This is a genomic window from Bacteroides sp. AF29-11, assembly GCF_003602895.1.
Taxonomy (GTDB): domain Bacteria; phylum Bacteroidota; class Bacteroidia; order Bacteroidales; family Bacteroidaceae; genus Bacteroides; species Bacteroides uniformis.
The window spans coordinates 25,030-37,308 of sequence record NZ_QTLY01000002.1 but is presented as its reverse complement, the minus strand read 5'-3'; the positions used below and the strand labels follow the sequence as shown (position 1 = coordinate 37,308).

10 protein-coding genes are annotated in these 12,279 nt (G+C 45.6%); 2 read left to right on the top strand and 8 right to left on the bottom strand.

The annotated features are described in order from the left end of the window. Nucleotides 1-9 precede the first annotated feature (9 nt). The 8 genes from DWZ03_RS02840 to DWZ03_RS02805 all read right to left on the bottom strand — a co-directional run bounded on the left by DWZ03_RS02840 (nucleotide 10) and on the right by DWZ03_RS02805 (nucleotide 9,125). On the bottom strand, nucleotides 10-1,056 hold the full coding sequence (locus tag DWZ03_RS02840) for a glycosyltransferase family 2 protein (RefSeq protein ID WP_057089609.1): 1,047 nt from the start codon (nucleotides 1,054-1,056) through the stop codon (nucleotides 10-12). A gap of 33 nt (nucleotides 1,057-1,089) precedes the next feature. Beyond that, entirely contained in the window at nucleotides 1,090-2,118 is a 1,029-nt protein-coding gene (locus tag DWZ03_RS02835) for a glycosyltransferase family 2 protein (protein WP_120128736.1), read from the bottom strand. 6 nt (nucleotides 2,119-2,124) lie between these two features. Continuing rightward, complete coding sequence (locus DWZ03_RS02830; protein WP_229122429.1) at nucleotides 2,125-3,159, bottom strand: glycosyltransferase family 2 protein; 1,035 nt, start codon at nucleotides 3,157-3,159, stop codon at nucleotides 2,125-2,127. Nucleotides 3,160-3,175: 16 nt separating this feature from the next. Continuing rightward, nucleotides 3,176-5,077: an asparagine synthase C-terminal domain-containing protein gene (locus DWZ03_RS02825; protein ID WP_120128731.1), complete on the bottom strand. Its 1,902-nt coding sequence runs from the start codon at nucleotides 5,075-5,077 to the stop codon at nucleotides 3,176-3,178. 37 nt (nucleotides 5,078-5,114) lie between these two features. Further along, the gene (locus tag DWZ03_RS02820) at nucleotides 5,115-6,287 is read right to left on the bottom strand and encodes a glycosyltransferase (protein WP_087333077.1); all 1,173 of its coding nucleotides are present in this window, start codon (nucleotides 6,285-6,287) and stop codon (nucleotides 5,115-5,117) included. Between the two features lie 640 nt (nucleotides 6,288-6,927). After that, nucleotides 6,928-7,596 carry a bifunctional 4-hydroxy-2-oxoglutarate aldolase/2-dehydro-3-deoxy-phosphogluconate aldolase gene (locus DWZ03_RS02815; protein WP_120128728.1) on the bottom strand — a complete coding sequence of 223 codons (669 nt, stop codon included), beginning with the start codon at nucleotides 7,594-7,596 and terminating at the stop codon, nucleotides 6,928-6,930. Between the two features lie 86 nt (nucleotides 7,597-7,682). Then, nucleotides 7,683-8,048, bottom strand: coding sequence for a four helix bundle protein (locus tag DWZ03_RS02810; RefSeq protein WP_080650799.1), 366 nt, complete (start codon nucleotides 8,046-8,048; stop codon nucleotides 7,683-7,685). 51 nt (nucleotides 8,049-8,099) lie between these two features. Beyond that, nucleotides 8,100-9,125, bottom strand: a complete 1,026-nt coding sequence (locus DWZ03_RS02805; protein ID WP_005827441.1) for a sugar kinase — start codon at nucleotides 9,123-9,125, stop codon at nucleotides 8,100-8,102. 341 nt (nucleotides 9,126-9,466) lie between these two features. Between DWZ03_RS02805 and DWZ03_RS02800 the strand changes: the two genes are divergently transcribed. Together DWZ03_RS02800 and DWZ03_RS02795 are read left to right on the top strand one after the other, a co-directional pair. Beyond that, nucleotides 9,467-10,522 carry a LacI family DNA-binding transcriptional regulator gene (locus DWZ03_RS02800; protein WP_057089615.1) on the top strand — a complete coding sequence of 352 codons (1,056 nt, stop codon included), beginning with the start codon at nucleotides 9,467-9,469 and terminating at the stop codon, nucleotides 10,520-10,522. 115 nt (nucleotides 10,523-10,637) lie between these two features. Continuing rightward, complete coding sequence (locus DWZ03_RS02795; protein ID WP_117990782.1) at nucleotides 10,638-12,149, top strand: UxaA family hydrolase; 1,512 nt, start codon at nucleotides 10,638-10,640, stop codon at nucleotides 12,147-12,149. The last annotated feature ends 130 nt before the right edge of the window (nucleotides 12,150-12,279 follow it).

Sequence of the window (12,279 nt, the reverse complement as noted above, 5' to 3'; positions counted from 1 at the left end):
ACAAATCAGTTAATACATATGTTTAGGCCCATAAAACACCGGCCCTATATTCAAACGGAACAAAAGACGAATATAGAAATCATATAATATATAGCAGTTGAATCCTAAAAGAACCTTTCCCAATTTATCTGTCTTAAATACCGGATGATAATATTTCAAAAAAACATCCCTACTTTCTGAAATCATCCTCTTCAGATGCTTTACCCTCATCTCACGTGGGATAGTCCTATCCGGCTGATAATCACTTTTCAAAGCTCTTCGGAATGGAACCAGCATAGAATTAACTGTAACTACCATATCTCCCACTGGTATTTTCCATACTTTCATCATTTCTGCCAGAAGCTGTTGATATTTCACGAAACAACAGTATTCAGATTCAAATGAGTGAATACGGTGGGATAGTGAAAAGGGATGTTTCACGTATACATAATTCTGCATATGGTTCAATACAAGATAATCACAATGCAACAAGTACTGATACATAAACAACAAATCTTCAAGACAATGTATATTCTCATCAAAGCGAATTGAAAATTCTTCTATTATACTCCTTGCATAAATTTTTGACACAGCATATCCCATTTCACAAATATTATTCTCTGCAAAAGATTTACCTATACTGGAGAAAGGCAAATAACGGTCCGGCAAAGATAAAGAAGGCAAAGAGGTACCATCAGTTCTCCTACACAACATCCCCTGAATCACTAATCCTCTTCCTGAATAGGCTGCCTGCGAATTATAAAGCCCCAAGCAATAATCAGGCAGTATCCAGTCATCCGGATCTACAAAAACCACATACTTCCCGGTGGCGTGATCCAGCCCCCGGTTTCGTGCAACACTGACTCCAAAGTTCTCCTGATGAAATACTCTGACACGATAATCCTTAGATGCCCATTCGTCACAAATTTCTCCACAACGATCGGGACTACCATCATCAATCAGCAATAGTTCAAAATCCGCAAATGTCTGCGAAAGAATACTGGAAACACAGCGCGACAAATATTGTTCCACTTTATAAACAGGAACAATGACGGATATAATAGGTTCTTCTTTCATCTTGAATTTCTATCTATATTATCATATTTATAGTCAATGCATCCCGAAACTTTTTTTGAACCGGAGAAAACGTAACAAAGAAATCCAGCAATCAAAGAAACCGCCTCCCATGTGACAAAGAAGATATTTCGCTATGCAATCTGCTTTATAATCTGGCATGAATCTTTCTTCTATCCATTCCTTTTCCTTGGACAATAAATCTTCCAAACAAGATATCCGTTGCCTAAATGGATAGCAATTAGCATGGAGGGATAGCAATACACGCTGAAAAACCAAACTTACGGAGTGCCTCAAATAGTAGGTAAGCTCATCCGACAAATAATAAATATCCTCAAATCTTTCCATTCTGCCTCTATAAGCTGAAAAAAGATTGTATTCATCGCTGTATGTATTCATACGGGAAGAAAGAGTTTCTGCAGAATATGCTATTCTATAATTATAATCCATGAAATTGCAAAGAAGAATATAATCTGAAAGCAATATATAATCCATCATAAAAATCAAATCTTCCATGCAATGGACATTACAATCAAAACATAATTTATTTTCACGAATCAATTCCGCACTATATAGTTTTGAACAAGAAAATCCAAAACGGTCAAGGCCATACTCCGCAAAACCTTCACCTATATTACTTCCTAATAATATTTCCGGAAGTGCAATCTTTCCTATTAACTTACCATCAATTGAATATTTTAAAGCTCCTCCCATCACCAAACCAATACCCGTATCGGGCAGGCTCTTATATAAATGCAACAAATAATCCGTGGAAACCCAATCATCTGAATCCACAAAAACAATATATGTACCCTTAGCATGCTGCAATCCTATATTACGTGCAGCGCTAACGCCACTGTTCTGTTGATGGAACACCCGTATCCTCATATCCTTCCCGGCATACTCTTCACAAATCTCCCCGCAACGGTCAGGGCTCCCGTCATCTACCAGCAACAGCTCAAAATCCGTAAAGGTCTGTGCAAGAATACTGTCAATGCACTGGGGCAAGTACTCTTCTACCTTATAAACGGGTACTATAACGGATATTTCCGGAAGATTATTCATATTCGCTCATTTTGTATGCAACACTGCCTTCATTTTTATAGACAACACCAACAAATAGTAGGCTGACTTTACAAAAGCCTTAAAATACAGATAGCCGGCATACGTAGGAAGCACATAATGGATGTTCTGCAACATCAGCTTCCATTCGGGACGCAGGCCCGTCATCTCCAACAAAGACGCATACTTTTTGTTCCTGAATACCAAATAACTCTGATAATGAAAGGATGTGTCTTTCGTGAAATACAGAATACGGTCAAAATATTTTGCCTTCAGAGTCTCAAAAAAAATATATATATGCCGGTTATCCTGCAAACACCGGGAAGACCGGATAAAATCGTAGATATAACCCAGCACCAGCACACGACATTCCAAATTACGCATAGACGGCGCCCGCATGATGGAGTCTGGCTGCATAGAATAATAGTAAGTGGTCTCACCGACGACATACATACTTTGAGCCATACATGCCAACTTAAATGACCATAAATCATCCTCGTGTACAATGCCCTCCTGGAAGTAGAGTTTATGCTGCAAAACGAGGGGACGACTCACCAGTTTGTTCCATGCCATGACATACCATTTCCCCTGCACATAAGTGGAAAGTACAAGAGCATTCCCTTCATAAAACCCGGTGCCTAATGATAAAGGAGGAGCCCAACGTCTGGCGCCGGTCACCTCGTAATTGCCTATCACAAAATCCGGTCGCTTCTGCCCCGCTGCATCCGCCAAAAGCTCTATTGCATTCGCAGAAATATAGTCGTCGCTATCCAAGAAGTACAGATAATCGCCAACAGACGCTAAGATACCGGTGTTTCTTGCAGCAGAAAGCCCTCTGTTCTCTTCATGTTCCAAACACCTCACCACCGTTCCACGCGGATGCGAAGCTACCACCCGTCTGGCTATCTCCATAGAGTTGTCCGGAGTGCAGTCATTCACAAGAATGACTTCCAAATCCTGCCAAGTCTGGTCCAACACGGACAACAAACACCGTTCTACGTACTTGGCAACATTATAAACCGGAATAATAATGGAAACTTTCATACTTTCAATCATATTTTCAGAATTTCACCTCATGGCCTTCCACAAACTCTTCCCACCACACAACAAGCGTCAACAGATTGAAATATTGCAAAGCCTTGTTCTGCCTATGCCAGAACCAACCACCCTCCTTCTCTGCAACTTGTTCATAATCTGTAAGAAACTCCTCCACTGCATCACGACGCAGATAGTTGTCCATAATGCCGGAAGCAAGAATGAATTCCTTAAAGAAAGCACGTCGGGCCCTATCACGGAAGAACAGTGGCATAGGTGCAAAACCGCCCTGCTTCTTCTTCAAGGTAATGGCCTCGGGAAGTAAAGGTTTATAATGGTGCTTTAACAGATATTTAGAAACGGAACGACCCCGCGCAATGTCCAGTACACTGTTGCCCCTGCACTTCAACCCTACCGGTAGCTCCTGCAGGAAATGGAAAAGCTCCAGGTCCATAAAAGGATACGTCAGATTGTTACCGAACATGCGTGCCATGCTGGAAGCCTTGAAAAGAATGATACGGTTGATTACAGTCTCCAAATCGGAAAGAATGGCATGCTGCGCATAAAGATGCTCGAAACTGTGGATATCGGGCCGTAGTGATTTTACCGGCTCAAAATCTTCTTTCGGATTTTGCAGAAGGGCACACAAGGCAGAATCGGAGAAGCCGAAACGCTCCCCTTCCAGAATATGAAGTATCTTATCCAAATGGAAATTGATGCGGGAAAGCTTTCCGCCGGTATCAAAGGTTTCATGCTCCAGCAGACGGCTGATGCCACGCAGCAAGGGACGCAATCCTATGCGGGCGGATAGATAATGCAACGCCACTTCGCGGCCGGAAGTACCGAAATACTGGTCACTGCCGTCACCTCCCAGAATCACGTCGGGCTTGTCATCGCCTATCATGCGCATGGCACAATAGTTTACCATCAGCCCGCCTTCCATAAAAGGCTCACCCAGAAAACGGACAATGTCGGGCAAGGCACTGGTTTCCGTACCGTCAATCTCGTACTCATGATGGCGGGTACCAAAGGTTTCAGACATCAGACGGGCCATGGGCAGCTCCGTCCAGGCATCTCCTTTAAAGCCCACGGAATAGGAGTCAATCTGGCCGTCGTAAATGCTGCGCAGCGCAGCAAGGTTTGAACCGGAATCATAGCCGCCACTCAGCAGGATACCTACCCTGCGGCTATGGCCGATACGCCGGCGGATGGCTTGCGCATGCAATTCTCCATAACGGCGGGAATAGGCCTCGACATCCGGATTCCGTTCAGTCGCCACCTTGGGTTCATGCTCAAAAACGCTGTCGCGCTTCAGACAATAAATGTCATCTGCCACCTTTTCATATAAGCCGGGATTTCTTTCCTTCAGCGAATCAAACATGGAATGTACGTTCGCTTGTGTCTCTAACTTTACAGAAGCCCAAACCGGCATCAGATAACCAAGCTCTGTCAACATGTAGAACTTTTCGCCGGCACCTAAAGAATGAACATCGAATAGGGCGAAATTATTCTTCTTCAAAATGCCACGCTGAAGGAATGTACTCAATGAAACCAGATTAGGCTCGAAATTTTCTTCCAGTTGGTCCTCTAAAAATTGCCAGGAAGTGGCAAAATTACCATCAATGTGACAATAGACGGGATAATGCGTGCCATGATGGTCGCGCACCACTCCGCATTCATTTTCTGAATAATATACTATGGTGAACGAACCGTCCAGGCGTGAAAAGCCATATGCCGGATCGGATAGAAACGCATCAGCAGCAAGCTTGGCATTGGTATCATCCGGAGTTGCCTGCAAGGTGTCCCGATTATACAAAGTTCCGAAAAAGAAAAGTCTCAGATTATAACTTTCAAAAGAAGATTCCGGCTCTTCTCCCTCTACACAGACTGTACGCCAATCTTCTAAAGTGATTTTTCCGTATATCATTTGTTTGCTTATAGACTTGTTTATTGTGTATCCCTTTCTATTTTTCCGCCACCCCATGCCTGGTATGTATAAAGGTCTTGTTTGCTCCCCTCAGCTTGAAGATGTTTCCTGCCATCAGCAGGAATGTATAGGGTATCTTTTGCAGGGCCATTGCCAGGCGGCTGGTGCAGAACCTTTTGGGAACGGCAACGAGCAGTGCGACAGCGAGCAACACCAAGAGCAGCCACCACTTCAGCCCCCATGTCCAGCGATAAACCGTAAACAACACGGAGAAGAGGAACGTGAACCCCATCAACAGCAGGCGGGGAATGGAAAGCTGCTGGAAAAGCTTGTCGCAGAAGTCCCAGTTACGCGCAGCAAGCGCCTTCCACAGAAACTTGGCGAAGGTCTGGCAGTAATGCCATTGTGCCGAAAGCCAACGGCGGCGCTGACGGGAGAAATCACCGGTGTTCTGTATCTTCTCATCGAACACAAAGGTTTCGGGCAAATAATAAAAACGCTTGCCGCGATAGAGCAGGGTCAGCTCCAATTCACGGTCGAAACCGCCCACAGCCTTGATGTCAGCCATCGTATCACGAAACAAGTCATAACGGAACGCCATACCGGAACCGATAAGGGCAGCCGACAAGCCCAGCTTGGCATGCCCCAGACGGAAAATGGTATTGTTGATTTCCTCACTGATGGCATCGAGCAGGGCCATGTCATTGTTCAGGTTCTTGGCACTCCGGTGGGTCTGCACAATCTCGACTTCCGGATTGGCGAAGAGGTCGTTAATATCACTCAGATAATCGTAAGGGATGACATTGTCCGCATCAAGCACCAAAGCGATGTCATAGTCATTGCCGATGGCAGCCATGGCGGCATTCAGAGATTTGGACTTGGTGCTTTTCTCAAAATGCACTTCAACCAGGCGGACAGGAAGCACAGCGAGGGAAGCGTTGGTTTCGGGCTGCATACGGTCCGAAATGACAACCGTATCAAAACAGTCGGCGGGATAATCCTGCTCCAGACATGAATGGACGCACTCGTGTATCACGGCATCTTCGCGGTAGGCAGGAATCAGTATGGCAAAACGCTTGTGTTCCTTGGCTGGAGGGGGCAGAGGCAGGTCACGCCGGCGTGACGCCAGACTGTAAACCAATAGATACAGTATGTTTATTGCAAACCATATGTATAAAAGCCAATCGAATATATTCAATATATGTTCCAAATTCAGAGCTATTTAAGCTTTAGAGTTGCTGCTTGTTTTTAATGGGTATCCGACACAAAGATACAAAAAAGAAGTAGAGTCCGGACAAAATATACAAAAAATGCGAAGAATATAGGAATAAAAAAACGAGCAAGCTCTCACGAACCCCTCGCCCCTGTAAGAAAAGCCTTAAAGGCTTTTCTTTTAAACTGCGTCAATGTTACCTAAAAATCAATCTTTCTCTTTACCTGAAAAATAAAACTTCAATTACCTATTCTGAAAACTTCAAAATCCAATTTTTACCTTTACCTAATTTACCTATTTATTCAAAACATTTAGCTTATGAAAAAAATCTATTTTCAATCCTTTTACCTAACAACTAATATCCTTTATTGAAAACTGTTTTTATTATTTATCAAATCCAAATGCAGTTTCCCAACTGCACTGCAAAGGTAAGTGTTTTATCCGCACGCACAAAACGCCGGCATATTTTTCGCGCGTTTTATAACATTGTTTTAGAGTTTAAGGGTACAGTTTACACTTATAAACATTTTATTGTTCATCGGGAGTATACTTTCCAGTAAAAAACAAACCACCGAAGCGCCGAAACGCTTCGATGGCTGTCCCCTTTAAACACCTTTAAACAAAATGAATTTCTTCTTTATTTTCTTGCTTCGGCAATATAACCTAACGCTTCTTTACATTTTTCTGTAACGTAAGTCCAGTCTTCGGCAGCGACCTTATCCTTCGGGAAGAGTTTGGAGCCCATACCTACGCAGAACACACCCGCCTTAATCCAGGAGGTCAGGTTTTCCTGAGTCGGCTCCACTCCACCGGTCACCATCAGCTTGGACCAGGGCATCGGAGCCAGCAAACCTTTCACGAGTTTGACACCAAGCACGTCGCCCGGAAATATCTTGCAGAGGTCGCAACCTGCTTCTTGCGCGAAACCTACCTCTGAAACGCTGCCGCACCCCGGAGTATAAGCTACCAGACGACGGTTACAAATCTTAGCAATCTCCGGGTTGAACAACGGGCCTACAACGAAACATGCACCCAACTGCAAATACAGCGCCGCAGTAGCAGGGTCAACGATGGAACCTACACCCATAGCCATCTCCGGGCACTCTTTTGCCGCAAACTTCACAACTTCCGCAAACACCTCGTGGGCAAAGTCACCACGGTTCGTGAATTCGAACGCACGAACACCTCCATCGTAACAAGCCTTTACAACTCTCTTTGCAACTTCTGCATCCTTATGATAAAAGACGGGCACCATGCCGGTAGAACCAATCTTATTCAATACTGCGATTTTATCAAATTTACTCATCTTTTTATTTACGATTTGACGATTTACGATTTACGATTAATATTACTTTACTTTATATCTATTCTTTTTATTTACGATTTGACGATTCAAACTTCCTTTGCTAACCGATTTCTTGTAGTGACAATAGAACTCACTATTATTTTATACAATTCATGCGCCTCTTGTTGCAACCCAAGCAGTTTATTAGCAGGAATCATCTCACTTTCAGCAATAATTTCCAACCAGTGTATAGTTTCATCCAGTTCTTCCTCTACCATTTTCAGTTTATTCAGAAAATCCTTATCAGACTTTCCCAAACAAGCTGCCCTATAATTGGCAGCAGGTGAAGTCCCTGAACGCACTATTTGTTTAGCTATAGCCATTGACGAAATCCGATTAGGCATACAATCTACCATCTTGATTATTCTCAAAGAGAACACCTTCAATCGTATTTTCAATTCCTCCGAGTTCACTGTAGAAGTAATTTCAATCGTACATCGTAAATCGTCAAATCGTAAATGAGCTTAGCGTTGTACTCGTCCGCTTGCATCCCCCCCTGCCAGCGCTTCTACCTCTTCGGTAGAAACAAGGTTGAAGTCACCGTTGATAGTGTGCTTCAAGGCGGAAGCGGCTACTGCAAATTCGAGGGCGGCACCCTGGTTGGGTTTTGTCAGCAGGCCGTGGATGATACCGCCCGAGAAAGAGTCGCCGCCACCTACGCGGTCGATGATAGGATTGATGTCGTAACGCTTTGACTCGTAGAATTCCTCGCCGTTGTAAATCATTGCTTTCCAGCCGTTGTGGGTAGCGGAGAAAGACTCGCGCAACGTAGAGATTACGTATTTGAAGCCGAATTCCTTCGCCATCGCCTTGAAGATTCCCTTGTAGCCTTCAGCGTCCGTCTTGCCGCCTTCCACGTCTGCATCGGGCTTGAAGCCCAGGCAGAGTTCAGCATCCTCTTCATTGCCGATACAGACATCCACATACTGCATCAAAGGCTTCATGATGGACTGGGCTTTTTCTTTGGTCCAGAGTTTTTTACGGAAATTGAGGTCTACCGACACCGTAACGCCGTGACGTTTGGCAGCCTCGCAAGCCAGGCGGGTCAACTCGGCGGCCTTGTCGGAGATGGCGGGAGTGATACCTGACCAGTGGAACCAGTCTGCACCTTCCATGATGGCATCGAAATCAAAGTCTGCCGCATCTGCCTCGGCAATGGCAGAGTGTGCACGGTCATAGATTACCTTACTGGGACGCATGGAAGCACCGGTCTCAAGATAGTAGATACCTACACGGTCACCACCACGCGCAATGAAATCCGTCTTTACGCCATACTTGCGCAATGCGTTGACAGCCGACTGGCCTATTTCATGTTTCGGCAACTTGGTTACAAAATAAGCATCATGTCCGTAGTTGGCACAGCTGACAGCCACGTTGGCCTCTCCGCCGCCATATACCACATCAAAAGAGTCGGACTGCACAAAACGGGTGTTTCCCGGAGTAGACAGCCTCAGCATGATTTCACCTAATGTAACTACTTTCTTTCCCATAATCTTTCTATGTTTTATTTTAATATGAAATTAATTTGTTTCCTTTCAATTTATCATTTCGAGGTATAAACAGAACTTAAACACCTGAAACTATGGAGAGTAAATCAAAATAATATTCGTTCTTCATAGTCTTCGTGTACGGGCACAAAGATACAACAATTTTTGAAATACAAAAAATTATCATATATTTGTATCGAAAATATTAAGATTATAATTGTGTGCGAGCACAAGAAGATGTACGATGGGACGATTTACGATTAGACGATTGAGATTACATTGTAGAATCGTAGCCAAAGCAACATCAATCGTACATCGTAAATCGTTAAATCGTAAATATACAGATGGAAAGAGTCAGAATAAAGGATATCGCCAAGATGGCCGATGTATCCGTGGGAACCGTCGACCGTGTGATTCACGGGCGTAGCGGTGTGTCCGAGTCCAGCCGGAAGCGGGTGGAAGAAATCCTGAAACAACTGGATTACCAGCCCAATATGTATGCCAGTGCACTGGCTTCGAACAAGAAGTACGCATTTGCCTGCCTGCTGCCGCTACACGAGAAAGGCGAATACTGGACAGACGTGGAAACGGGCATACACAACGCCGTAGAGACTTACTCTGACTTCAACGTGGCCGTGCACCTCTCCTACTATGACCCGTATGACTATCATTCATTCGCGGAAGCCTCCGGACAGATTCTGGCACTGGAGCCGGACGGAGTGATGTTTGCCCCCACCGTTCCGCAATACACCAAGCCCTTCACGGATGAGCTGACGCAACATAATATACCTTATATATATATAGACTCCAACATAAAGGAAGAGCCCGCCCTCTCCTTCTACGGGCAGAACTCGCACCAGAGCGGATATTTTGCCGCCCGCATGCTGATGCTGCTTGCCGGAGAAGACGCGCAGGAAATCGTCATCTTCCGCAAGATAAATGAAGGCATCGTGGGGTCGAACCAGCAGGAACGCCGCGAAATAGGCTTCCGCGAATACATGCAGGAGCATCATCCCGCCTGCCGCATCTGGGAACTGGACCTGCATGCCAAGCGCGACAGCGAGGACACACTGATGCTGGACGAGTTCTTCCAAAAGCATCCTACCGTAAAGAACGGAATCACCTTCAACTCCAAAGCATACATCATCGGGGAATACCTGCTGAAGAAGCAGAAAAAAGACTTCAACCTGATGGGCTATGACCTGCTGCAACGCAACGTAGACTGCCTGAAGCAGGGAAGCATCTTCTTCCTCATAGCACAGCAGCCCACCCTGCAAGGATTCGACGGCATCAAGGCCTTGTGCGAATACCTGATTCTGAAGAAGGAAATCACAAGGGAGAACTTCATGCCGATTGACTTGCTGACGAAGGAGAATATAGAGTTTTATTACAACAAATAGTTGCATGTACAATGTACCATCTACAATGTACAATTCGGCCATGCGGAAGGGGACTAATACTAGCGCAGCGCAGCCAAATTGTACATTGTAGATGGTAAATGGAAAATTTTAAAAGATGGAGGCAAAGTACCTGAAAATCAACCCTGCCGACAATGTTGCAGTGGCTATCACAGCACTCCCGGCCGGTGAAAAACTCACGGTGGACGGAAAGGGAATCACCCTGAACGAGGATGTTCCTGCCGGACACAAATTCGCACTGAAAGATTTTGCGGAAGGCGAAAACGTCATTAAATACGGATATCCCATCGGCCACGCCCGGAAAGCGCAGAAGCAGGGGGATTGGATGAATGAAAACAATATCAAGACCAACTTGTCCGGGTTGCTGGAATACACTTACAACCCCGTCAACGTAGACCTCAATACTACAACTCTAAACCTCAATACTGGCGCGCCAAACCTGACCTTTAGAGGGTACAAACGTAAGAACGGCGACGTAGGTGTGCGCAACGAGATATGGATTATTCCGACAGTGGGCTGCGTGAACGGAATCATCAACCAGCTTGCCGAAGGCCTGCGCCGCGAAACGGGCGGAAAGGGCGTGGATGCCATCATGGCTTATCCCCATAACTACGGCTGCTCCCAGTTGGGCGACGACCACGAGAATACAAAGAAAATCCTCCGCGACATGGTACTGCATCCCAATGCGGGAGCCGTACTCGTGGTAGGCTTGGGGTGCGAGAATAATCAGCCGGATGTATTCCGCGAGTTCCTGGGAGACTATGACCAGGAGCGCGTAAAGTTTATGGTGACCCAGAAAGTGGGTGATGAATACGAAGAAGGAATGGAACTGCTGCGCGAACTTTATGCCAAAGCCATCCAGGACCAGCGCGAGGATATTCCCTTAAGCGAACTGCGCGTAGGCCTGAAGTGTGGCGGTTCGGACGGTTTCTCCGGTATCACCGCCAATCCGCTACTGGGCATGTTCTCCGACTTCCTCGTAGCACAAGGCGGTACCAGCGTACTGACGGAAGTGCCGGAAATGTTCGGTGCAGAAACCATCCTGATGAACCGCTGCCGCACCAAAGAGCTGTTTGAGGACACGGTGAAGCTGATTAATGACTTCAAGGAATATTTCCTTTCACACGGTGAACCGGTAGGTGAAAACCCGTCTCCGGGAAATAAGGCGGGAGGCATCTCGACATTGGAGGACAAAGCCTTGGGATGCACACAGAAATGCGGCACGAGCTACGTGGAAGGGGTACTTCCGTATGGCGAACGCCTGAAAGTAAAGGGACTGAACCTACTGTCTGCTCCGGGAAACGACCTTGTAGCCGCCACTGCCCTTGCCTCTTGCGGATGCCACATGGTGCTGTTCACCACAGGACGCGGAACGCCCTTCGGAACCTATGTGCCGACCATGAAGATTTCCACCAACTCCACTTTGGCAAAGAACAAGCCGGGCTGGATAGACTTCAACGCCGGAGTTATCGTCGAGAACGAACCGATGGAGAAAACCTGCGAACGCTTCATCGAGTATATCATCAAAGTAGCAAGCGGTGAATTCGTGAACAACGAAAAGAAAGGCTACAAGGAAATAGCCATCTTCAAGACGGGAGTAACTTTGTAAGGTGAAAATTGAAAGGTGAAAGGTGAAAATTAAAGGCTGATATATGGAGGGCGGGACAAAACCATTTTGTCCCGCCCTTTGTTTTTTATACCTTTGCAGCAAAATTGGCTTATATATTTACGATTTGACG